This window comes from Pseudonocardia sp. UM4_GMWB1 (genome assembly GCF_017312155.1).
Lineage (GTDB): Bacteria > Actinomycetota > Actinomycetes > Mycobacteriales > Pseudonocardiaceae > Pseudonocardia > Pseudonocardia alni.
This window is the reverse complement of sequence record NZ_QJPN01000001.1, coordinates 3690198-3712268: the sequence shown is the minus strand read 5'-3', so window position 1 is coordinate 3712268 and position 22071 is coordinate 3690198. Positions and strand designations below refer to the sequence as shown.

General features: G+C 75.5%; 16 protein-coding genes and 1 pseudogene. 7 read left to right on the top strand and 10 right to left on the bottom strand.

Annotation, left to right across the window (positions count from 1 at the left end):
* The first annotated feature begins 8 nt into the window (after positions 1 to 8).
* On the top strand, positions 9 to 2306 hold the full coding sequence (locus tag DMP15_RS17655) for an ATP-binding protein (RefSeq protein WP_337826187.1): 2298 nt from the start codon (positions 9 to 11) through the stop codon (positions 2304 to 2306).
* Positions 2290 to 5100: an AAA family ATPase gene (locus DMP15_RS17650; protein ID WP_337826186.1), complete on the top strand. Its 2811-nt coding sequence runs from the start codon at positions 2290 to 2292 to the stop codon at positions 5098 to 5100. The genes DMP15_RS17655 and DMP15_RS17650 overlap by 17 nt, the downstream gene beginning before the upstream one ends.
* 31 nt (positions 5101 to 5131) lie before the next feature.
* Here DMP15_RS17650 and DMP15_RS17645 read toward each other — a convergent pair whose 3' ends face one another.
* The 4 genes from DMP15_RS17645 to DMP15_RS17630 all read right to left on the bottom strand — a co-directional run bounded on the left by DMP15_RS17645 (position 5132) and on the right by DMP15_RS17630 (position 8230).
* Entirely contained in the window at positions 5132 to 5374 is a 243-nt protein-coding gene (locus DMP15_RS17645; RefSeq protein ID WP_073575123.1) for an acyl-CoA carboxylase epsilon subunit, read from the bottom strand.
* A complete protein-coding gene (locus DMP15_RS17640) occupies positions 5371 to 6951 on the bottom strand; it encodes an acyl-CoA carboxylase subunit beta (protein ID WP_073575122.1) in 1581 nt (526 codons plus the stop codon). Before DMP15_RS17640 ends, DMP15_RS17645 begins: the two co-directional genes overlap by 4 nt.
* Positions 6952 to 6991: 40 nt before the next feature.
* Positions 6992 to 7633 carry a helix-turn-helix transcriptional regulator gene (locus tag DMP15_RS17635; RefSeq protein WP_073575121.1) on the bottom strand — a complete coding sequence of 214 codons (642 nt, stop codon included), beginning with the start codon at positions 7631 to 7633 and terminating at the stop codon, positions 6992 to 6994.
* Positions 7634 to 7972: 339 nt separating this feature from the next.
* Entirely contained in the window at positions 7973 to 8230 is a 258-nt protein-coding gene (locus tag DMP15_RS17630; RefSeq protein ID WP_139282759.1) for a PqqD family protein, read from the bottom strand.
* 394 nt (positions 8231 to 8624) lie between these two features.
* On the opposite strand from DMP15_RS17630, the gene DMP15_RS17625 reads away from it, so the two are divergent.
* Positions 8625 to 11393 carry a LuxR family transcriptional regulator gene (locus DMP15_RS17625; RefSeq protein WP_337826185.1) on the top strand — a complete coding sequence of 923 codons (2769 nt, stop codon included), beginning with the start codon at positions 8625 to 8627 and terminating at the stop codon, positions 11391 to 11393.
* Between the two features lie 46 nt (positions 11394 to 11439).
* On the top strand, positions 11440 to 13485 hold the full coding sequence (locus tag DMP15_RS17620) for a helix-turn-helix transcriptional regulator (protein WP_337826184.1): 2046 nt from the start codon (positions 11440 to 11442) through the stop codon (positions 13483 to 13485).
* 103 nt (positions 13486 to 13588) lie between these two features.
* Here DMP15_RS17620 and DMP15_RS17615 read toward each other — a convergent pair whose 3' ends face one another.
* Positions 13589 to 14008: a hypothetical protein gene (locus tag DMP15_RS17615; RefSeq protein ID WP_253067737.1), complete on the bottom strand. Its 420-nt coding sequence runs from the start codon at positions 14006 to 14008 to the stop codon at positions 13589 to 13591.
* A 31-nt stretch (positions 14009 to 14039) separates the two neighbouring features.
* Between DMP15_RS17615 and DMP15_RS17610 the strand changes: the two genes are divergently transcribed.
* Entirely contained in the window at positions 14040 to 14702 is a 663-nt protein-coding gene (locus DMP15_RS17610; RefSeq protein ID WP_337826183.1) for a TetR/AcrR family transcriptional regulator, read from the top strand.
* Positions 14703 to 14723: 21 nt separating this feature from the next.
* Here the strand turns inward: DMP15_RS17610 and DMP15_RS17605 are convergent, their stop codons facing one another.
* Complete coding sequence (locus DMP15_RS17605; RefSeq protein WP_337826182.1) at positions 14724 to 14960, bottom strand: hypothetical protein; 237 nt, start codon at positions 14958 to 14960, stop codon at positions 14724 to 14726.
* Between the two features lie 245 nt (positions 14961 to 15205).
* Here DMP15_RS17605 and DMP15_RS17600 point away from each other — a divergent pair.
* Positions 15206 to 16227 (top strand): annotated as a pseudogene (locus DMP15_RS17600) (class I adenylate-forming enzyme family protein); the annotation flags it as partial.
* 117 nt (positions 16228 to 16344) lie between these two features.
* Complete coding sequence (locus DMP15_RS17595) at positions 16345 to 16698, top strand: AMP-binding enzyme (RefSeq protein WP_337826704.1); 354 nt, start codon at positions 16345 to 16347, stop codon at positions 16696 to 16698.
* Positions 16699 to 16722: 24 nt separating this feature from the next.
* On the opposite strand, the gene DMP15_RS17590 is transcribed toward DMP15_RS17595, so the two are convergent.
* From DMP15_RS17590 to DMP15_RS17575, 4 genes are read right to left on the bottom strand one after another with little or no spacing between them, the layout of a single operon-like run.
* On the bottom strand, positions 16723 to 18483 hold the full coding sequence (locus DMP15_RS17590; RefSeq protein ID WP_337826181.1) for an acyclic terpene utilization AtuA family protein: 1761 nt from the start codon (positions 18481 to 18483) through the stop codon (positions 16723 to 16725).
* A complete protein-coding gene (locus DMP15_RS17585; RefSeq protein ID WP_337826180.1) occupies positions 18480 to 19307 on the bottom strand; it encodes a TIGR03084 family metal-binding protein in 828 nt (275 codons plus the stop codon). Before DMP15_RS17585 ends, DMP15_RS17590 begins: the two co-directional genes overlap by 4 nt.
* A gap of 11 nt (positions 19308 to 19318) precedes the next feature.
* The gene (locus DMP15_RS17580; RefSeq protein WP_337826179.1) at positions 19319 to 20080 is read right to left on the bottom strand and encodes an enoyl-CoA hydratase/isomerase family protein; all 762 of its coding nucleotides are present in this window, start codon (positions 20078 to 20080) and stop codon (positions 19319 to 19321) included.
* Position 20081: 1 nt separating this feature from the next.
* The gene (locus DMP15_RS17575; RefSeq protein ID WP_337826178.1) at positions 20082 to 22070 is read right to left on the bottom strand and encodes an acetyl/propionyl/methylcrotonyl-CoA carboxylase subunit alpha; all 1989 of its coding nucleotides are present in this window, start codon (positions 22068 to 22070) and stop codon (positions 20082 to 20084) included.
* Position 22071: the final 1 nt, after the last annotated feature.

The following is a 22071-nucleotide window of genomic DNA, read 5'->3' as shown; positions in this document are numbered from 1 at the left end:
TCGACGGCGTGTTGCGCGAACGGGACGCCGCCTGCGCCGAGCTCGACCGCGCCCTCGACGCGCTGGTGGCGGGGGGATCACCGTTCGTCGCGATCACCGGCGAGCCCGGTACGGGGCGCTCGGCCCTGCTCCGCCGTGCGTCGGGGCGTGCCGCCGACCGCGCGGTACGGGTGCTGTCCGCGCGGGCCGTCCCCGCCGAGACCGGGTGCCCGCTCGCGACGGGCCACGGTCTGGTCGAGCGGCTCGGCCCGGTACCCGCGCCGCCCCGGTCGGGGCCGGTGGGCGCCGACGTCCTGCACGAGTGGTGCCGTGCTGTGCTCGACCTCGCCCGCACCGGCCCGGTGCTCCTGGTCGTCGACGACCTGCACTGGGCCGACGAGGACACGGGACAGTGGCTGCAGATGCTGCTCCGGCGACGGCGCGAGGCGCCGGTCGGCCTTCTGGTCGCCCTGAACGGCACGCACGACGGTCTCGGCTGGGCCGTCTCGCCGACCGGCCCGTCGGACGTCGTGCTGCGGACGGGGCCGCTCTCCCTCGGCGCGGTGCGGGAGGTGGTCACCGCCGAGTACCCGACGCCTCCCGACCGCGCTTTCACCGTCCTCGCCCGTCGCTGCACCGGCGGCAACCCGGCGGTGCTGCGGGCGACCCTGGCCGGGCTCGACCGCGCGGTGCCCCCGACCGCGGCCGCCGTGCCGGAACTGGTGCGTCGCGCGGCCACCGCCCGGCGCGACCACGTCGCCCGGGTCCTCGACGGGCTGCCCCCCGCCCTGGTCGAGGCGTTGCGCGCGGCGGCGGTGTGCGGATCCGAGCTGCAGCCGGTGCGACACCGGGTCGGCGGCCCCGTGGCGTCCACCGGTGCCGGGGCCCGGGCAGCGCTGGCCGCCACCGGCCTGGTCCGCGGCACCGACCACGCGCTGCCCGCCGACCGCAGCGTCACCGACGTCGTCCTGGCCGGCATCGAGCCGGGGCACCGGAGGGCGCTGTTCGGCTCCGCCGTAGGCCTCGCGGCGCGGGCCGGGCTGCCCGAGGAGCGCATCGCCCGCGCCCTGCTCGACGCTCCCGCGCTCGGCGAGCCCTGGGCGGCCGAGCTCCTGCACCGGGTCGCGGTCCGGCACCGGGCCGAGGACCGGCCCGCCGACGCCGGCGCGGCTGCCGAGCGCGCGCTGCAGGAGCCCCTGCCGGACCCGCTCCGCGGGGCGCTGCTGGTGGAGCTGGCGCTGTCGCGCTCGCACACCGCGCCCGGTACGGCCGCGCGGGTGCTCTCGCGGATCACCCTGGACACCGACCCGGCGGCGAGCCGGTACGGGGCCCGAGCGGTCGACCTGCTGCTGTCCGCCGGGGAGGTCGGTGCGGCCCGGCAGGCGCTGGACATCGCGGTCCGTCGATGTCCGGAGGACGCGCCGGCGCGGGCGGACCTGCTGTCGTTGTCCCGGCTGACCGACGAGCTCGGCTTCGACCGGCGGACCGTGCTGCACGGCCCGGTCGCCACGGCGGCAGCCGGCTCCGACGACGACGGTCCGGTCGCCCGCGGGACCACCGCGTGGTCGCTGGTCCTGCGCGGCCGCGACCGGGACCGTGCCACCCGGCTGGCCCGCGCCACGCTGACCGGCCCGAGCGGCGTCCTCCCGGCGATACCGCAGGTGGTCGCGGCGCTCACCCTCGACGCCGTGGGCTGTGCCGACGAGGCGGGCGAGGCGATGCACCACCTCCTGCTCGAGATCACCCGGGAGCGCCCGGTCCCGCCCGCCGTACTCGCGGTGTCGGCACTGGTCGAGCTGCGGACGGGGGACCTCGACGGCGCACGACGGGACCTGCGGGCCGCCGCCGTCGCCCCGGTCTCCTCCGACGGGCCCGACCCGCTCGCCGGGGCCGCCCGGGTGCTGGTGCACCTGGCGGAGCCCGACGTGGAGGCTGCCGACGCCGCGGCCTTCGCCGACCTCGCCGCCGGGGGAGTACGGCCCGGTGCGGCCCTGCTGGAGTACGCGCGGGGGCGCGTGCGGTCGGTGCAGGGCCGCCACCGCGACGCGGTGGAGCACTACATGGGGTGCGGTCGGCTGCTGCTGGACCGGGGCCGGGTCAATCCGGTCCTGGCGCCGTGGCGGTCCGCGGCGGCGACCTCGCTGCTGGCCTGTGGGTCGCCCGCGGCCGCCCGCCGGTTGGCCGCCGACGAGCTCCGGCTGGCGCTCCGGTGGGGCGCGCCGGCCCCGGTCGCGGCGGCCGAGGCGGTCCTGGCCGGGCTGGACGACGATCCCACCGCCGTCGGGGAGCCGCTCGGGGACGGGGTGGCGCGTGCTGCACGGCCGTGACCGGGAGCTGGGCACCCTGCGCGACGCCGTCACCCGGGCCGCCGACGGGAGCGGCGCGGCCGTCGTCGTCGGCGGCGGTGTCGGCAGCGGCCGGACCGCCCTGCTCGACGCGGTGGGGGTCGCGGCGGGCAGGGCCGGGCTGACGGTGCTGCGGGCCGCGTCGGCGCTCGTCGAGCGCGACTTCGAGTTCGGAGTCGCCCGGCAGCTGTTCGACCCGCTCCTCGCCGCCGCGGGCGAGGACGCCCGCACCCGGTGGCTGGCGGCGTCCGGCGGGAGGCTGCCCGCGGCGCTCGCGGCGGAACCGCTCGACCCGGCGGAGACCCACGAGGAGCAGGACCGGGTGCGCGAGCTGCAGGCGCTGCTGGCGACCGTGGGCGCCGAACGGCCGGTCCTGGTGCTGGTCGACGACCTCCAGTGGGCGGACACGGCGTCGCTGCGGTGGCTGAACCGGCTCGTCGCGCGGATCCCGGACCTGCCCGTGTCCTTCGTCGGCACCACCCTGCACGGCGACCCGGGCGCCGGGCGGCCGCCGGTACGCGGTCTGGCCGGGTCCGCCGTACCGCTGCGGTCCCGGCCGCTGGGACCCGCCGCGGTCCGCGGGATGGTCGCCGGGCGCTTCGGTCGCGCGGGCGACCCGGAGTTCCTGCAGGTGTGCGAGGAGGTCTCGGGAGGTGTGCCGTCGGTGCTGCGCGCCGTGCTCGACGAGGTCGTCGCGGCCGGCGGTGGCCCGGTCGCGGCGTGCATCCCCGCCGTGCGCTCGGCCCGGCCGGCCGGCCTGCGGGAGCGCTTCGCCCGGTGCCTGCGGGCACAGGACGACGCGGCGCGCCGGTACCTGGGCGCCCTGGCCGTGCTCGGGCCCGCCGCCGACCCGGCGGTCGTGGCGCGGCTGGCGGAGCTGGACCCGCACGGCCTGCGTGCGGTGCAGGGGCAGCTGACGGAACAGGGTCTGCTCACCGACGACCACACCGGGTTCACCCACCCGCTGGTCCGCGACGTCGCCGCCGACCCCGCCGAGCGCGAGCGGCTGCACCTGCGCGCGGCGCGGCTGCTGCACGAGACCGGGCACCACGCCCAGGAGGTGGCCGCGCACCTGCTCGCGGTCGCCGCCCCGCTCGACGGCTGGGCCGTCGAGGTCCTGCGGGCCGCGGCCCACCAGACGACGACCGCGCTCCGCCCGGACACGGCCGACGACCACGACGACGACCCGGTCGCGGTCCGGTACCTGCGCCGGGCCCTGCTCGACAGCGACGTGCGTGGCCACGAGCGCGGGGCCCTGCTGGTCGAGCTGGCCGCGGCGGAGCGGTTCACCGAGCCCGGCACCGCCGTCCGGCACGTGTCCCAGGCGCTGCCGCTGCTCGCCTCGCCGCAGGACCGGGCGGTCGCGCTCACCCTGATCGACCCGTCGACGGTGCGGGAGGTGCCGGCGCGGGTCCAGGAGGCGGTCCGTGCGGCCGACGCCGGAACGGACCCGGTCGTCGACGACGAGTGCACGGTGGCCGTCCGGATCCGTGCCCGCGCCCGGCGGCTGGACGAGCAGCACCCGGAGGGGCTGGCCCGGTCCTGCGCGCTGCTGCGCGAGGTCGTGGCCGCACCGGACGAGCACCTCAGCACCGCGGCCGGTCGCGAGCTGGTCGGCGTGCTGCTGCACGCCGCGGCGCTGACCGGCGGGGTACCGGCGGCCGACGTCGCCCACCTCGGGGAACGCCTGCTGCGGATCACACCGGCGCGCGAGGTGCGGCCCCCGCACGGCATCCCGCCGGGCGACGGGCCACGTGGCCTGCTGGTGCTCGCCCTCGTCGCCGCCGACCGGCCGCGGCCGCTGGAGGACTGGCTGGTCCCCGACCCGACATCGCCCGCGGCGGCCACCGCCGACGAGCTCGCCCTGGTCCTGCTGGCCCGCGGGCGGCCCGCGGCGGCGGCGGCGCTGCCCGGTGGGGTCCTGCGTGAGCGCGGGGTCCCCGCATCGGCCGCCTTCCACACCGCGCTGATCGCCGCGGCGATCGAGGCCCGGGCGCCGGCACTCGGCCCGGAGCCCGCCGGGCGGCCGCCCGGCGGTGGTCTGGTCGCGCACGCGACCCACCAGCTCGTGCGCGCGGCCGGCGCGCTGCGTGCGGGCCGGCAGGACCTGGCGCTGGAGTGCCTGCTCGACTGCGGGCGACACCTGGAGCACCTCGGCTGGTCCAACCCGGCCCTGTTCCCGTGGCGGAGCTGGGCGGCCCGGCTGCTGCGCCGCCGTGGTGCGACGGGGGCCGCGCTGGAATGGGCCGACGAGGAGCTGGCACTGGCGCGGGCGTGGGGTGCCCCCGCCGCACTCGGGCGTGCCCTGCGGGTGCGGGGCTCGCTCGTCGGCGGGGCCGCGGGAGCGACCCAGCTGAGGGAGGCCGTCGAGGTGCTCAGGGACTCGGCGGACACGGCCGCGCTCGGTCGCGCCGAGATCGTGCTGGGGCGACACCTCGCCGGCACGGGCGCCCCCGAGGGCGAGGCGCTGCTGCGTCGGGGTCTGCGCCGCCTCGAGGAGGCCGGGGCCGGGGACCCGGACACCGCGACGCCGGTACCGACGGTCGAGCCGGCGGCCGGTACCGGCGACGACGGGGAGGAGTCCCCAGCGTGGCGCGTCGTCGACGCCCTGACCGACGCCGAGCGGCAGGTGGTGGACCGGGTGGTCGGCGGGGCGACCAACAAGATGATCGCCGAGGAGCTGGGGGTCAGCCGCCGGGCCGTGGAGAAACGGCTGACCAGCGCCTACCGCAAGCTCGGGGTCAGCGGGCGCAGTGCGCTTCGGGGGGCGGACTGACCGCCGCTCCCGGTGCCGGGGGCGGCGCTCGTCACGTGCGCGCGGTCCAGCTCGCGGGCGCCTGGTACCCGCCCTGGCCGGACCAGCTCGTCGGGGCCCGGTAGCCGTCCGCACCCGGCCAGGACGCGGCCCGCCGGTGCCGGTGGGGTGCCGCGGCGACCCGGCTCCGCCCGGCCAGGGTGCACAGCGCCACGGTCACGGCGGCCACCTCGGCCGGGGTCGGGTTGCCACCGGTGATCAGGATCCGCGGTCCGGGGCCCGCCGCGGTGGTCACGTCGGCGGGTTGCCGTGCTTGCGGACCGGCAGCTCGGCGCGCTTGGCACGCAGCATCGACAGCGCGTCGACGAGGACCGCGCGCGTGTCGGAGGGGTCGATCACGTCGTCGACGAGACCGGCCTCGGCGGCGTAGTAGGGATGCATGAGGTCGTTGCGGTACTGCTTGATCCGCTGGGCTCGGGCGATCTCGGGGTCGGGCGCGGCGGCGATCTCGCGCCGGAAGACGACGTTGGCCGCGGCTTCGGCGCCCATCACCGCGATCTCGTTGGTCGGCCAGGCGAGGGACAGGTCCGCTCCGATCGAGCGCGAATCCATGACGATGTAGGCGCCACCGTAGGCCTTGCGCAGGATGAGCTGGACCCGCGGGACGGTGGCCGCGCAGTAGGCGTAGAGCAGCTTGGCGCCGTGCCGGATGATCCCCCCGCGCTCCTGGTCGCCGCCGGGCAGGAAACCCGGCACGTCGACGAGGGTGACCAGCGGGATGCTGAACGAGTCACAGGTGGAGACGAACCGGGCCGCCTTCTCCGAGGCGTGGATGTCGAGCACCCCGGCCAGCGAGGCCGGCTGGTTCGCCACGATCCCGACCGTGTGCCCGTCGAGCCGGGCCAGACCGCACACGATGTTGGTGGCCCAGTTGGCGTGCACCTCGAACAGGTCGCCGTCGTCGACCACCTCGGCGATCACGTCCCGCATGTCGTAGGCGCGGGTGGTGTCGGCCGGGACGATGTCGAGCAGCGACGGGGTGGCCCGGTCCGGTGGGTCGGCGGTGGGGGCCACGGGCGGCTGCTCGCGGTTGTTCGACGGCAGCAGCGACACGAGGTGCCGCACGTCGGCGAAGCAGGACTCCTCGTCGTCGTAGACGAAGGCGCCCGCCCCCGACTCCGTGGCGTGCACCTCGGCGCCGCCGAGTTCCTCGTGCGTGATCTCCTCACCGGTCACGGCGGACACCACGTCCGGTCCGGTGATGTACATCTGGGCGATGTCGCGGACCATGAACACGTAGTCGGTGAGGGCGGGCGAGTAGGTCGCGCCCCCGGCACACGGGCCGAGCATGACGCTGATCTGCGGGACGACGCCGGAGGCCCGCACGTTGCGGCGGAAGATGCCGCCGTAACCGGCCAGCGCGGTGACGCCCTCCTGGATCCGGGCGCCCGCGCCGTCGCTCAGGCTGATCAACGGTGCGCCGGCGGACTCCGCCAGATCCATCACCTTGTGGATCTTCGTGGCGTGCGCCTCGCCGAGCGAACCGCCGAAGATCCGGAAGTCGTGGGCGTAGACGAACACGGTGCGGCCGTCGATGGTGCCCCAGCCGGTCACGACGCCGTCGGTGTGCGGACGGCGGTCCTCCAGGCCGAAGCCGGTGGCGCGGTGCCTGCGGAACTGCTCGATCTCACGGAAGCTGCCCTCGTCGAGCAGCATCGCGAGGCGCTCGTGCACGGTCAGCTTGCCGCGGGCGTGCTGCTGCTCGGTCGCGGCGGTGGACGGGCCGGAGCGGATCTGCTCGCGGGCCGCGTGCAGCTCGGCCACCCGCGACCGCAGGTCCGCGGTCGTCCGGATGTCGTCGGTGGCGGTCATGTTCTCACCTCTCGCCTCGGGACGTCGTCGGGTCGAGCAGTCACTTCACGTGATCGGGCACGACCTGGGGCGGCCACGAACCCAGCTCGAAGAAACCCATCGAGTAGGCCTTGGAGATCAGCGCAGGCCGGTTCTTGACCCGCATCTTCCGGAGCAGGGCGGTCACGTGGTACTCGACGCCGCCGCGGCTGAGGAACAGGGTGGAGGCCAGCTGCACGGTGGAGGCACCGGAGGCGACCCCCTCCAGGATCTTGGCGTCCATGTCCGACAGGATCCGGCGTGGTCCGCTCCAGGCCGTGGACGGCTCGGCGTCCCCGGTACGCAGGACGACGACGACCCCCTCGACCCGGCCCGCGTTCCGCGCGATCGCGGTCGCCATCAGGTCGCCCCGCAGCGACGAGCCGGCCCCGGCGATCGCGACCGACCGCTCCTGGAAACGGGGCTGCTGACCGTCCAGCAACCGTTCCATCTGGTGCCGGACACGGGTACGGATGCTTCCGTCGAGGAGGTCGCAGAACGCCGATCCGCACACGTCGCCGGAACCGATGTCGCACATCCGGCGGAACATCTCCTGGTTCGCCGCGACGACGCGCAGGCCTCGGTCGAGCGATACCATGCAGGCACTGGTGGATTCCTGGGAAATGCGCTCGGTGGTGTCGCCGTCATAGGGCAGGACTCGCATCGAATAACTCCCCGAAGTTCAACGGAACACGCTGTTCCGGGAGCGGACCGGACAGTCGCGGTAGCCGTTCTCGATAACCGATTCGACCGTATGGGGGCCGCTCGACAGGGGTCAACGGCAGCGGAGCGTAAGCGCTTAACACTGTGGCCGCCGGAGTGCGGGGGTTCGGTGGGGTGTGGTGCGGTATGTGATCTAGATCACTACGGTGTGGGGTGTGGGTGCTGGGGTTCTGCTGGTCCCGACCGTGGTTCGCACGGGTGCGCGCAACGTCCGCGGGACAACCGGGGTGCCCGTCCGTGCGATGCCGCAACGACCGCTCCGGCGGCACCGGGCGTCGCGTCAGTACCGGACGAGGCCGGCTTCGCGCAGGTCGTCCAGCCAGTCGTCCATCATGTCCCGCATCGCCCAGGGGTCGGTGTCCCAGAGGTCGGCCAGGTGGGCGGCCGCGTCGCCGAGGTTCCACGCCGTCCGGCACAGCGCGAGCCACATGGCGGTGCCGACCTCGTCGCACAGCAGGCGGTCGCACCGGCTCGGATGGCCCAGCTCCATCCAGCCGGTATCGAGCACCCGGACGGTCAGTCCCGGAACGGGTTCCACGTCGATCCCCCTCGGTGTCGGACGGGCTCGGCCCACGAGTCCGGGACCGGCCACGTCGCCGGTCCGTCGCATTCCCGACATGATGCGTTCATGTTGGCCGTCCCCGATCGTCATCGAGGGAGGACTATGCCGCCGATGTCGCCCGGATACCACCAGTATCCACTGCGTGGATCGAACCCGGGCAGGTCCATGGAGGAGGAACTGGGTGTTTCCCGACGAATTCCGTGGTGGTGCTCCGTTCCACGACGCACCGGGGTAAAATGATCACCGAATCGCGTGCACGTCCGTCGGACGGAGGTCGTATGAGTGTCGGGGGCCCACCCTGGGGAGCCGTCCGTCGGGCGGACCGCGCGGTGCTCCGCGAGCCCGTCGTCCGACTGCGGGGCCGTCGCTGATGCCCCGTCCGGTGCTGCTCGGCCGCGCCGGCGACCTGGCGGAGGTCGACGGCGCGCTCGCGCGGGCCGTCGGCGGCACGGCGAGCCTGCTCGTGTTCACCGGCCCGATCGGCATCGGGCGCACCGCACTGCTCGAGGAGTGCGCGCGCCGGGGCGCCGCCCGCGGGATGCAGGTCGCGCGAGCCGGGGGCACCGACGAGGAGGGTGGCATCCCGCTGGGCACCGCGCGCGAACTGCTCGCCGCGTGCGGCGGTCCCGGCCCGTCGCCCCCCTGCGGAGAGCCCGACGGGGACGACACCGGCGCCCTCTCCGCCGCGCTCGCCGGTCGCGCGGCGGTCGGACCGGTGCTCCTGCTCGTCGACGACGCGGCCCGCTGTGACGCCCGGTCGCTGCGCTGGCTGGCCCGCCTGTGCTGCCCGCGGGCCTGCCTGCGCGTGGCGGTGGTCCTCACGGTGCTCGACGGCGATGCCGGACACGACGGCGGTACCCGACACGGCGGCGCCACCGGGGGACTCCCGACGGAGCTCGCGGCGGTGGCCGACGCGGTGCGGCCGCTCGGTCCCCTCTCGGACGAGGCGATCTCGGTGACGGCCCGTGCGGTACTCGGGCGGGACGCGACCCCGGAGCTCGTGGCCGCGCTGTCCGCGGCCACGGAGGGGAACCCGCTCCACCTCACCTGCGTGCTGGAGGAGCTCGCTGCCCGGCCGCAGTGCACCACGGAGCCGCCGGCGCGCCGGGTGGCCGGCGCCGCGCCGGCACGGCTGCGGGACCGGTTCGCCCACGCCGTGCGACGGCTGCCCGCCACCGAGCGCCGGTACCTCGCTGCGGTCGCCGTCGCGGGGGAGAAGGCCGACGACGTGATGCTGGCCCGGCTCGCCGAGCTGGACGCGACCGATCTCGCCGTGGCCGGTGCTGTCACCCGCAGCATGGGGCTCACCGGGCCCGAGGGCCACCGGCTGCGCCACGGCCTCGTCGGCGCCGCCCTCGGAGTCGTCCAGTCCTCGCACCAGCGCCGCGATCTGCACCTGCGTGCCGCCCGGATGCTGCGGGACGCGGGCGCGCCGTCCGACCGGATCGCCGCGCACCTTCTCACGGCCGGCGGGGCGGCTCCGGCCTGGACGGTCGAGGCGCTCCGCGACGCGGCGGGGACCGCGGTGCGGCGCGGAGAGTCGTGGACCGCCGTCCGCTATCTGCGACACGCCCTGCTCGCCGGACCGGACGAGCCGGGGCGGGCCGCCGTGCTGCTCGACCTGGCGGGCCTCGAGCGCTCGCGCGACACCGGGCTCGCCCTGCGCCGGATCGTCCAGGCAGTGCCGTTGCTCGGGTCGCTGCGGGAACGGGCCGCGGCGTTGTGCCGGGTGACCCCGCTCGCGCTGGAGGGCGCCGCGCCGCCGGTGATCGCGCTGCTGCGGGGGGTGGCCGAGGAGCTGGGCCGGTACGGGGGCACCGGGGACACAGAGACCCGCGAGCTCGCCCTCCGGGTCGAGGCCCGTCTGCACTACGTCGACAAGCACACCCGTGCCGGACTGTCCGCCGCCGCGGCCCGGCTCGACGAACTCGAGGCACTCCCGGACGGGCTACCGATCCGGACCCCGGGGGAGCGGGAGCTCGCCTGCGTCCTGCTGCACTCCGCCGCCGTCGGCGGACACCGGCCGGCGAGCGTGGTGGCCGCCGCCTGCCGGGCGGTCCTGGCCCGTGAGCCGGCGTCGTCGGACCACGTCCACAGCACGGTCGGGATGCTGGTGACCTGTCTGTGCATGGCCGACGCGGTCGAGGACCTCCCGTCCTGGCTGTCGGTCGCGCTCGAACAGGCGCGGGCCGAGCGCGCTCCGGTGGTCGAGGCGGTGCTGCACGCCGAGCTCGCCGCGGTCCTCGTGTGCTCCGGTCGCGTCGAGGAGGCCGCCGAGCAGGTGCGGTCGGCGGTCGAGCTGGTCGACGAGCTGGCCGACGACTCGCTGCTGCCCGGGACGGTGCTGGCCCCGGTGCTGACCGCGGTGCCGCACGGGCCCGGGGCGGACCGGGTGCTGGCCCGGTACGGCGCGACGCCGTCGGTCCCCCCGGGATTCGGGGCCTGCCTGCAGATGTTGCGGGCCCGGGTGGCCGCCGAGGCCGGCGACGCGGAGACCGCGCTGGAGTACTGCCTCGACGCCGGCCGCCGGTTCGACCAGGCGGGATGGACCGCCACCCCCGTGCCGTGGCGTCCGTGGGCGGTCGAGATCCTGGCCGAGCGCGGCCGCAGGGCCGAGGCCCGGGCACTCGCCGAGCAGGAGCTGGCGCGGGCACGCCGCTGGGGGGCACCGGCACAGCTGGGCAGGGCCCTGCGGATGCTCGGGCAGCTGGGCGGGACCGACCGGGGCGCGGAACTCCTCGAACAGGCGACCATCGTCCTGCGGACCTCGGGGGACCGGTCGGAGGCCGAGCGCGCGACCAGGGCGCTGACCGCACACCGCGCCCCACCGGGACCCGGTGACCTCCCGCCCGGGACCGGGGACCCGGCGGGACCGCCGCCGCGCCTGCACGACACCGTCGGGACGCCCGTACCCGGACACCGGCCCACCTCCCGTGCCTCCGCCGCGCTGACCCGGTCCGAGGAACGGGTCGCGACGCGCGCCTCCCGCGGCCTGACCAACCACGAGATCGCCGCTGACCTCGCCGTCAGCGTCCGGGCCGTGGAGAAGCACCTGACCGGCGTCTACCGCAAGCTGGGGGTGCCGGGCCGCGCGGCGCTCCGCCAGCTCCGGGAGAGTGGTTCCGATCGTATCGCCTGACCGGCCGGGGAGCGGCGCACCGCCGCCCGGGGACCGGCTGGCCGCGATGCTGCGCCACGAACCGCCCGGCGTGGTCGAGCTGGCCAGGGCCGTCGCCGTGCTCGAGCCGGACGCCGATGCCGGCACCCGCGCCCGGGTGGCCGGGCTGGACGACGTGGCGGCCGCCCACGCCGCGGAGCGCCTCGTGGAGCTGGGGGTGCTCGACGGGCACCGGTGCGGGCACGATCCGGCCCGCACCGCCGTTCTCGAGGCCGCCGGTGCGGACCGGTGCCGCCGACTGCACGCCCGCGCCGCCCGGGTGCTCGACAGCGAGGGTGCACCGCTCGACCGGGTGGCCGACCACCACCTGGCGGCCGGGCCGCCCCGGGACGGGGGCGTGGTCGAGCTGCTGCACGTCGCGGCCGCCCGCGCGGAGCAGCGCGGTGACCGCGTACGGGCGAGACGTCTGTTGGAGCACACGCTGACCGGGCCGGTGGGCGGCCGTCGGCGGGCCGCACTGCTGGTGGACCTCAGCGTCGTCGAGCGGGTCGCCGCCCCGGCGACGGCCCGCGGCCACCTGGTCGAGGCGCTGTCCCTGCTGCCCTGCGCGCGGGAACGGGCCGAGCTGCTCGCGCGGACGGTCGCCCGGTCGCCCGGGGGCGCGGTGGACCTCGCCCCGCTGCTGGAGGACGTCCTGCGTGACCTGGCCGACGCGGGCACGGGGACGAGCGGGCAGGACCGTGAGCTGCGCCAGCGGCTGGAGGCGCTGGTGCTGCACGCCGCCTGCGAGGACCCCTCGGGTGCCGCCCGGGTCTGGGAATGGGTCGCGCGGACCGATCCCGGCGAGCTGGGGGCGGGAGCCGGCGCCGACGTGCTGCGCAGCGCCCACCTGCTCTTCTCCGCGCTGGCCCTGCACACCGACGCCGCGACGGCGGCTGCCCGGACCGCCGAGGCGATGCCCGCGGACCTGGAGGACGACGCGTACCTGCACCCGATGCAGGTGGCGGCGCTCGGCCTGCTGTGCTGGGCCGAGGCCACCACCGGTCTCGACGGTGTCCGTCGACGGACCCTCGACGCCGCCCACCGCACGCACCGGACGGACGTCGAGGCGTTCCTGCGTGGGGTCGACGCGATGCTGCTGTTGCGGCGCGGGCAGGTGCCTGCGGCGCTCGCCGCCGCCCGGGCCTCGCTCGACGTGCTGACCGGTGCGACCCGGTTGATGGTGCTCCGCGCGGCGACACTGGCCCTGGTCGAGCTGGGGCGGACGGCGGAGGCGGAGCGGTTGCTCGCTCCGGTCGACGACCGGAGCAGCGCCGACCGGACCTGGCGGTGGAACTACCTGCTCGACGCCCGTGCCGCGGTCCTCGCGGCGACCGGGCGGACCCGCGAGGCGCTCGCGCTGACGCTGGAGTGCGGACATCGCCTGATGGCTGTCGGGATCGTCAACCCGGTGGTGCTCGACTGGCGACGGCGGGCCGTCGAGCTCCACCACGAGCTCGGTGAGCACGAGGCGGCGACGGCGGCGGCCGAGGAGTACGTCACGCTCTGCCGGCTGTGGGGGCCCGAGGGGTACGGCGGTGCGGCGCTACGGGTGCTGGGGCTCGTGCAGGGCGGGGAGCGGGGACTCGCGACGCTGCATTCGGCCCGTGCCGAGCTCGGCGCCTCGCCGCTGGCCCTCGACCGGGCACGGTGCACGGTGGACCTGGGCGCGCGGATGCGCGCGCACGGCGCCGCCGGCGAGGCGCGTGCCCTGCTGCGGCACGGGCTGGAGCTGGCAGCCGACTGCGGCGCTCCGATCCTGGCGGCTCGCGCCCGCACCGAGCTCGCGGCCGCCGGCGGGCGGCCGCGGCGCGGCGGCTCGTCCTCCCTGACACCGGCCGAGCTCGGTGTCGCCCGGCTGGCCGCAGGGGGAGCGACCAACCGGGACATCGCCGCGGTGCTGGGGACGTCACAGCGGGCGGTCGAGGGACACCTCACGCGGGTCTACCGCAAACTGGAGATCGACGGTCGCGAGGGGTTGGCATCCGCACCGGGTCTGCGGGTCGGTACCTGTCGACCGGGTGGGCAGGGTGACGTCGATGCTCCGACCCGGGCGGTCGCGCCACGGCCGTAGTCGCCGCACGGAAGCGCCCGGATCTGGGAGTCGTACACTCCGAATCCCCGTCGTACCGGGACGTCGCCGAGCGATCTCTCGCCGAGGGGCCCGACGACGGAGATCAGCAGACCGCCGGCTCCTCGAGGCCGTGGACGACGGGCATGATCGCTTCGAGGGACAGGGCGACGCTCACCAGGTCGATCGGGTCCGCCTCCGGGGCGCGGTACTCCGCCACCAGCAGCGGCCCGGCGACGAGCAGCAGCGCATGACCGGGACCGCGATCAGGAAGACCGAGGCCCACCGGAAGACCTGCCGCAGTGCGCCACCGATCACCGGGCCGAGTGCGCTGCCGACCGGGAACATCGTGACCCACAGCCCGATGGCCATGTCCCGCCCGGCGCCCGATGCGGTCGCCCAGGCTGCCCATCGTGCCGAGCAGGCCGGCGATCATGAAGCCGTGGATGTCGATGATGCCCAGCATCTGCTGCGCCGTGGCGCCGAGGCCCGGGGTGATGGCCGGGCCGGCCAGGTGCATATTCACCTACCGTCGGTACACGAGTTCGGGAGGGTCCATGACCGGAGTGCGGATCCGGCAACGGGAGCAGACGCGGAAGGCCTTGATCCACGAGGCGCGGACGCTGTTCGCGCAGCGTGGCTACGGCGCGGTCGGACTGGCCGAGATCGTGGCCGCCGCGGGCGTCAGCAAGGGCGCCCTCTACCACAGCTTCGACGGCAAGATCGGCCTGTTCCGCGAGGTCCTGGCCCAGGTCCAGGCGGAGGTGGCCGACCGTGTGTCCACATCGGTCTCCTCCGATGCGGACCCCTGGACCGCGTTCGTCGCCGGCTGCCGGGCGTTCCTCTCGGTGTCCAACGACCCGGAGCTGTCGCGGATCATGCTCATCGACGGGCCCGCCGTCCTCGGCTGGTCGGAGTGGCGCCGGTTGGACGAGCAGACCTCCGCGCGTCATCTGGCGGAGTCGCTGCAGCAGCTCGTCGATGACGGGGTGATCGTGTCCCAGCCCGTCGAGCCGCTGACCCGGCTGCTGTCCGGCGCGATGAACGAGTCCGCTCTGTGGCTGGCCGAGTCCGGGCGTGCGGGGGACGGGGAAGCCGTCTGGAACGTCTTCCACGGACTGCTGTGTTCGCTCCGCGAGCGGCAGCCGCACGGGCCCGGTCGCGGCACGGCTGGTCAGGCGTCGGTGGTCCCGTCGGCGTCCGACGGTCCGGAGGCGTAGCGCCCCATCGGCTCGGCTCGTTCACCTCCGACGGTCCGGGCGGTACGCCGCGATCCGCTCCAGCGCCAGCGGCTCCAGCTCGTCGATCGTCAGCACCCCGTCCGGGAACGGCGCGAGGTAGGGCGCCTGCGGCTGCGACTCCCCGGCGTTGCGCAGGCCGCCGACGACGTCCGCCCCGAGCTCCCGCGCGAGGGCGACGTCGGCCGCCCCCGGCGCGACGACCGACGAGCGGGCCGGGGAGACCGGTGGGGGACACACACCCCGACAGTCGTCCGCGGGCGGCTCCGATCTCCGGGGAGCGGCGTCCCCACACCCGCAGCGGTCCGGCGGCCCCGCGCGCAGACGCGCCCGGGGGCCTGCGGCACCCGTGACGGACCGCCGGGGAGCCCACCGGGGCACGTGACGTGCCGCGTCGTTCCCGGTAGGTTCCGCTAGTGAACAGCCGATCACCTCACGACGGCGTGGGTGCGCGGAGCGCGGTCGTGGCCGAGGAGGACCCGCCGATGAACATCGCCACGCTCCTGCGCCGCAGTGCGGCCGACCACCCGGCGGACGTCGCGCTCCGGCTGGACGACGACGAGGTCGACTACGCCGGGTACGCCGAACGCGGCGCCCGCTTCGCCGCGTTCCTGAGGCACACCGGGGTCGAGCCGGGGGAGCGGGTCGGGTTCCTCCTGCCGAACTGCCCCGAGTACCTGGTCGGGCTGCTCGGTACGTGGCAGCCGGCGCGGTCGGCGTGCCGCTCAACCGGATGTTCCCCGACGCGGCGCTCCGCCACGTCGTGCGCGACTCGGGGCTGCGGGTGCTCGTGCTGCCCGCCGCGGACCGGGAGCGCGCCGCCGCGCTGCTGGGCGACGAGTGCCCGGAGCTGCTGACGGTCGACGGGTTCGCCGCGGCCCTGGCGGCCCACGAGCCCGCGGCCGACGTGCTGCCCCGGCTCGACGGCGAGGACGCCTGCATCATGTACACCTCGGGCTCGACCGGGGTGCCGAAGGGCGTGCGGCAGACCCACCGCAACCTCGTCGCCGAGGCGGAGGGCGCCATCGGCCGCTACCGGCTCACCGCCGCCGACCACGTGCTGAACTGCATGCCGCTGTTCCACGTCGGCGGCCTGCAGCTGGCGAGCCTGCCGTTGCTGCTGCTCGGCGGGCAGATCACGTTCATGCCGCGCTGGGACGTCGTGCGGTGGCTGGAGCTGGCCCAGGAGCTACGTCCGACCTTCGGTGGCCTGATCTCCACGATGATGATCGACGTCGGCAACCGGACGGTGGGGTCGCCGGTGGTGCTCGACTCCTTCCGGATCTGCATGTTCGGCGGTTCCCGCACCCCCACGGCCGCGATCGAGCGGCTCGAGGCGGGGACCGGGATCGCGGGCGTGGAGATCTACGGCCAGACCGAGCAGAACGGCCTGGTGGTCACCTACGGCCCGGACGACGTGCGGCGTCCGGACTCGATGGGCACCCCGCTGGAGCAGATCGTGCGCACGCGGCTCGTACCCGTCGACGGCGGCCCGGACCTGCGCCCGGGGGACGACGGTGTCGGCGAGCTCTGGGTCCGGGGGGACGCGGTCACCCCGGGGTACTGGAACATCGACGTCCCGGAGAAGTGGTCGGCGGACGGCTGGTTCCGCACCGGTGACCTGATGTCGCAGGACGCGGACGGCTACCTGTACTACGTCGACCGGATCGACGACATGATCGTCTCGGGTGGGGAGAACGTGTTGCCGCAGATGGTGGAGGAGCACCTCGCCGCCCACCCCGACCTGGCCGAGGTCGCGGTGATCGGCACCGCCCACGAGCGCTGGGTCGAGCAGGTGACCGCGGTGCTCGTCCCCACCAAGCCGGGTGTCACCGTGGAGCAGATCGCCGCCTGGTGCGCCGCCGACCCGAACCTGCGGGGGATGCACGGACCCAAGCGGATCGAGATCGTCGACGCGCTGCCCCGCACGGGCAGCGGCAAGCTCGACCGGCCCGAGCTGCGCGCGATGTTCCCCTGACCCGGCGCGGGGCCGCCGCCACGGTCAGCCGCGCAGCAGGGCGACGGGGATGTCGACGAGGCGGCTGCGCAGGTACTCGCCCAGCCCCTTGGCCTGCGGGTCGGGGCGGGTGGCGGAGGCGACGCCCGCCCCCAGGATCCCGATCACGACGATGTTCAGCGCGCGCAGGTTCGGCAGGTCGAAGCGGCGGATCTCCAGCCCGGCGGCCTCCGGCAGCAGCTCGCGGACGCGCTCGACGGTGAGGTGGCCGCGCAGCCACGTGTACTCGTCGTCGGTGCGGGTCCAGAGCCCGATGTTCGCGTTCCCGCCCTTGTCGCCGGAGCGGGCCGCCGCGATCTCGCCCAGCGGCAGCCGCCGGGTGGGCCCCGCCACGGATGCCGGCACGACCGGCTCGGCCGGGGCGGGGACCCCGGCGGTGACCGGGCTGTGCGGCACCGGTGTCGTGGTGCCGTCGGGCAGCGTGACCCGGTGCTCCACCTCGGAGGCGGGCACGAGGGACGGCCAGTAGACGCCGAAGGCGCTCTCGGACGAGGGCGGCGTCGTGGTGTGGAAGCCCGGATAGCCGCCGAGGGCGAGCTCCATCGTGGTGTTGGAGAAGGCCCGCCCGACCGTGCGTCGGTCGGGATCCTTCACGGTGACCCGCAGGTGGGCGGTGGCCTCGGCGTTGGTGGGGGCGTCGGGGTGGTCGAAGCGCAGCAGCTGCGCGTCGAACTCGGCGAAGCGCTCCCGCCCGCCCAGCAGCTCGACGAGCTGCTGCTCGGCCCAGGCGGCCTTCTCCTCGATCCGGGTGCCGGTGAGCACGAGGGTCATGGTGTTGCGGTAACCGCCCTCGTAGTTCAGCGCCACCTTGAGCCGGTCGGTGGGCGCGCTGCCTCGGGTGCCGGAGATCAGTACGCGGTGCTCGCCGTCCTGCGTGAGCTGCAGCGAGTCGAAGTGCGCCACGGCGTCCGGGCCGAGGTAGGCGGGTTCGCCGATCTCGTAGAGCAGCTGGGCGGTGACGGTGCCCGGCGAGACGAGCCCGCCGGTGTCCGCGTGCTTGGTGATCACGCTGGACCCGTCGGCGGCGACCTCGGCGATCGGGAAGCCGGGGTAGCGGCGGTCGGTGATCTCCTCGAAGAAGGAGTAGTTCCCGCCGGTGGCCTGCGGGCCGCACTCGATGACGTGCCCGGCGGCCATGGCGCCGGCGATCGCGTCGAAGTCGGTGCGCTCCCAGCCGTGCCACCACGCGGCGGGGCCGACGACCACGGAGGCATCGGTGACCCGCCCGGTGACGACGACGTCCGCATCGGCGCGCAGGGCCTCGGTGATGCCCCATGCGCCCAGGTAGGCGTTGGCGGACACCGGGTTCACCCCCGCGTCGGCGAGCGTGGCGCCGGTGTCGAGGTGGGCCAGGGTGTGCCCGGCGGCCTGGATGTCGTCGAGCCGGTCGACCAGGTCGTCGCCGTGCACGTAGGCGATCCGCGGGGCGAGGCCGAGCCGCTGCGCCAGGGCGGTGAGGTCGGACGCCAGCCCGGCGGGGTTGAGCCCGCCCGCGTTCGACACGATCCTGATGCCGCGGTCCAGGCAGGTGCCCAGCACGTGCTCGACCTGGGTGAGGAAGGTCTTCGCGTAGCCGCCGGTCGGGTCCTTCCGCCGCGCCTTGTAGAGGATCAGCATCGTCAGCTCGGCGAGGTAGTCGCCGGTCAGCACGTCGATCGGCCCGCCCTCGACCATCTCCCGCGCGGCGGTGATGCGGTCGCCGTAGAAGCCGGAGCAGTTGCCGATGCGCACCGGTGCGCGGGTCATGCGGGCCCTCCTGCGGGGGTACGGGTCGGGGCGGGGAACGCCGCGGTGACGACGCCGGGGGCGCGGCCGGGGCCGGGCGGGTTGGCGAAGGTCTGGGCGATCGAGATCCAGTCGGCGGCGACCGGCCCGGTCGTGGCCACGTCGGTGTCGTCGGGGTGCCTGCGCTGGGTCGCGACCAGACAGAAGCCCAGGGCGGAGCCGGTGACCCGGTCCGCGGCGTCCTCCGGGCCCCAGGTCCACAGCGCGCCGGAGGGGGCGACCAGCTCCACCCGCACAGGCGCCTCCGGGACCTCACGGCCGTTGTTGCGGAAGGTGAAACCGAAGGTCTGCACCCCCAGGTGGGCGACGTGGCGCAGCCGGTCCGTCGGCTCCCGGAGCATCCCGAGTGCGTCGGCGACGTCCTGGCCGTGCGCCCAGGTCTCCATCAGCCGGGCGGTGACGGAGGACAGGGCGCTCATGTCCGGCCCGTACCAGGGCAGCCGGGTCTTCGGCCCGATGCCGCGGAAGGTGCTGACGAGGGCGTCGCGGGCCCCGGCGAACCAGGCCCGGACCTCCTCGGCCCGCAGACCCGCGTGGTCCGCGGCGATCCGGTCGGGGAAGCCGGGCCCGAGCTCCTGCAACCCGTCCGCCCGCGTGCGGAAGGTCGCCGGGTCCGTCGCCGCGAGGGTGGCCGCCTCGTCGAACCAGGCGAGGTGGGTGAGCTGGTCGCGGACGGTCCAGCCCTCGGCCGGCGTGGGGCCGCCGATGGCGGCGTCGTCGAGATCGGCGACCATCGCGCGGACGACCGCGCTCTCGGCCTCCAGGTCGTGGAGGACCGTCTCCATGGTCACCATGGTCAGGCCCCCTGCCAGACGGGGGCACGCTTCTCCCGGAACGAGAGCGGGCCCTCCTGGGCGTCCTGCGACAGGTAGACCGGTTCCCAGATCTCCTCGGCACGCTCGTAGGCCTCGGCGCGGGTGTGGCTCGCCGACAGGTACACGGTCCGCTTGGCCGCGAGCACCGACAGCGGGGCGTTGGCCGCGATCCGCTCGGCCAGCCGCTGGGTGTGCCCGCGCAGCTCGGCGGCGGGCACCACGTCGTTGACCAGACCGTGGCCCTGCGCCTCGGCCGCGCCGATCGGGTCGCCGGTGAGCAGGATCTTCATCGCGACCCGCGGCGGGACCAGCCAGGACAGCGGAGCGGCCCACGGGGAACCGCGACCGATCCTGACCTCGGACACCGCGAAGCGGGCGTGCTCGGCGGCCACCACCAGGTCGCACTGCTGGGCCAGGAGGAACCCGCCGCCGTAGGCGATCCCGTTGACCGCCGCGATCGTCGGCTTGGGGACGTCGATGTTGCGGCCGAGCTGGGGCAGGAAGTCCGGGGGCGGGACCCGGAGCGCGACGTCGTTCATCTCCTTGAGGTCGCCGCCCGCGCAGAACGCCTTCTCCCCGGAGCCGGTCAGCACCAGGACCTTCGCCGTGTCGTCGGTGTTGAACCGGTGGACGCCGTCGAACAGGCCCTCGCGGACGGCCCTGCTGAGGGCGTTGCGGGCCTCGGGGCGGTCGATCGTCAGCCAGGCGACGCCGTCGGTCACCTCGTAGGTCACGTCGCTCATGTCAGGCCTGCGCCTCCTCGATGACGGCGAGGACCTCGCCGGACTCCACGGTGTCCCCGACCTGCACGCCCAGCTCGGCGACGGTGCCGGCGACCGGGGCGCGCACCAGGTGCTCCATCTTCATGGCCTCGAACACCACGACGACCGCACCCCGCTCGACCTGCTGCCCGACCCCGGCCGCGACCCGGACGACGGTGCCGGGCATGGGCGCGAGCAGCGAGCCGGGGGCGGCGTCGGTGCCGGGCTCGGGCAGCCGGGCCCGCTCGGTCAGCGTGGTGGCGCCGAGCGCGCTGTCGACGTGGACGGTGTCGCCGACGCGGTGCACCCGCACGGCGCGCCGCACACCGCCGACCTGCAGGTCGACCCGGTCCGCGGTGGCGGCGAGCACGGCCGCGCCCGGGAGCGCGGTCCCGTTCACGCCGGCCTCGAGCGTGCCGCGGCCGAGCCGGTAGGTCACGTCGAGGTCGGTGTCGCCGGCCCGGTACTCCGCGTGCTGGAAGGCGCTGCGGACGTTCCGCCAGCCCGACGGCACCGGCTGCTGGACCGCGGCGCCCGCCCGGCGGCCCGCCTGGTCGGCCAGGGCGGCGACGAGGGCGTGCACGGCGAGGGTGGACTCCGCCGGGGTGCCGACGAGTGCGGTGGGCTGATGGCGGGTGAGGTAGCCGGTGTCGGTCCGCCCGGCCAGGAACTCCGGCTCGCGCAGGACGGCGACGAGCAGGTCCCGGTTGGTGACCGGACCGTGGATCTCGGCCTCGGACAGCGCCCGCGCGAGCTTCCGGGCGGCCTCGGTGCGGGTGCGGCCGTGCGCGATCACCTTGGCCAGCATCGGGTCGTAGTGCGTCCCGACCACCGAGCCGTCCCGCACACCGGTGTCGACGCGCACACCGGGCAGGGCGGGCACGGAGAACCGGTGGAGGGTCCCCGACCCGGGCAGGTAGTCCCGGCTCGGGTCCTCGGCGTAGAGCCGGGCCTCGATCGCGTGCCCGGTGATGGTGGCCCCGGTGACCTCCACGGGCAGCGGCTCGCCCTCGGCGACCGCGATCTGCAGCGCCACCAGGTCGAGGCCGGTGATCTCTTCGGTGACCGGGTGCTCGACCTGCAGACGGGTGTTGACCTCGAGGAAGAAGAACTCGCCGTCCTGCGCCATGACGAACTCGACGGTCCCGGCGCCGGTGTAGCCGATCGCCGCACCCGCGGCGACGGCGGCGTCCCCGAGACGGGTGCGCAGCGCGTCGTCGACGGCGGGGGAGGGGGCCTCCTCCACGATCTTCTGGTATCGGCGCTGGATCGAGCACTCCCGCTCGAACAGGTGCACCACGGTGCCGTGCGTGTCGCCGAAGATCTGCACCTCGACGTGGCGCGGGTCCTCGACGAACCGTTCGAGGAACACGGTGCCGTCGCCGAAGGCCGACGCGGCCTCGCGCCGGGCCCCGGTCACGGCGTCGACCACCTCGGACGCGGAGCGGACGATGCGCATACCGCGTCCGCCACCGCCGAAGGCGGCCTTCACCAGCAGCGGGTAGCCGATGCCGTCGGCGAGGGCGGAGACGGCGGCGGCGTCGGCCCCGCCGGCGTCGTCGATCGTGGCGCCGGGCAGGACGGGCACGCCCGCCTTCTCCATCAGCTCCTTCGCCGCGATCTTCGAGCCCATCGCCTCGATGGCCTCGACCGGCGGGCCCACGAACGTGATGCCGGCGGCCGCGCAGGCGCGGGCGAAGCCCGCGTTCTCGGACAGGAAGCCGTAGCCGGGGTGGATCGCGTCGGCGCCGGTGAGCAGCGCGGCCTCGATGATCAGGTCGGCGCGCAGGTAGGTCTCCGACGGGGCGGCGCCGGGGAGCCGCACCGCCTCGTCGGCGGCCTCGACGAACAGGGCGTCGGTGTCCGGGTCGGAGTGGACGGCGACCGTGACGATGTCCAGGGCCCGCGCGGAGCGGATGATCCGTTCGGCGATCTCCCCGCGGTTGGCCACCAGCAGCTTGTGGATGGTCATG

Bases quoted from the DNA above. Each gene is read 5' to 3' on its own strand.
- DMP15_RS17640 (WP_073575122.1), bottom strand. From the start codon at position 6,951: ATGACCGCCACCGACGACATCCGGACGACCGCGGACCTGCGGTCGCGG.
- DMP15_RS17635 (WP_073575121.1), bottom strand. From the start codon at position 7,633: ATGCGAGTCCTGCCCTATGACGGCGACACCACCGAGCGCATTTCCCAG.
- DMP15_RS17625 (WP_337826185.1), top strand. From the start codon at position 8,625: ATGCCCCGTCCGGTGCTGCTCGGCCGCGCCGGCGACCTGGCGGAGGTC.
- DMP15_RS17620 (WP_337826184.1), top strand. From the start codon at position 11,440: ATGCTGCGCCACGAACCGCCCGGCGTGGTCGAGCTGGCCAGGGCCGTC.
- DMP15_RS17610 (WP_337826183.1), top strand. From the start codon at position 14,040: ATGACCGGAGTGCGGATCCGGCAACGGGAGCAGACGCGGAAGGCCTTG.
- DMP15_RS17595 (WP_337826704.1), top strand. From the start codon at position 16,345: ATGTCGCAGGACGCGGACGGCTACCTGTACTACGTCGACCGGATCGAC.
- DMP15_RS17590 (WP_337826181.1), bottom strand. From the start codon at position 18,483: ATGACCCGCGCACCGGTGCGCATCGGCAACTGCTCCGGCTTCTACGGC.
- DMP15_RS17585 (WP_337826180.1), bottom strand. From the start codon at position 19,307: ATGGAGACGGTCCTCCACGACCTGGAGGCCGAGAGCGCGGTCGTCCGC.
- DMP15_RS17580 (WP_337826179.1), bottom strand. From the start codon at position 20,080: ATGAGCGACGTGACCTACGAGGTGACCGACGGCGTCGCCTGGCTGACG.
- DMP15_RS17575 (WP_337826178.1), bottom strand. From the start codon at position 22,070: ATGACCATCCACAAGCTGCTGGTGGCCAACCGCGGGGAGATCGCCGAA.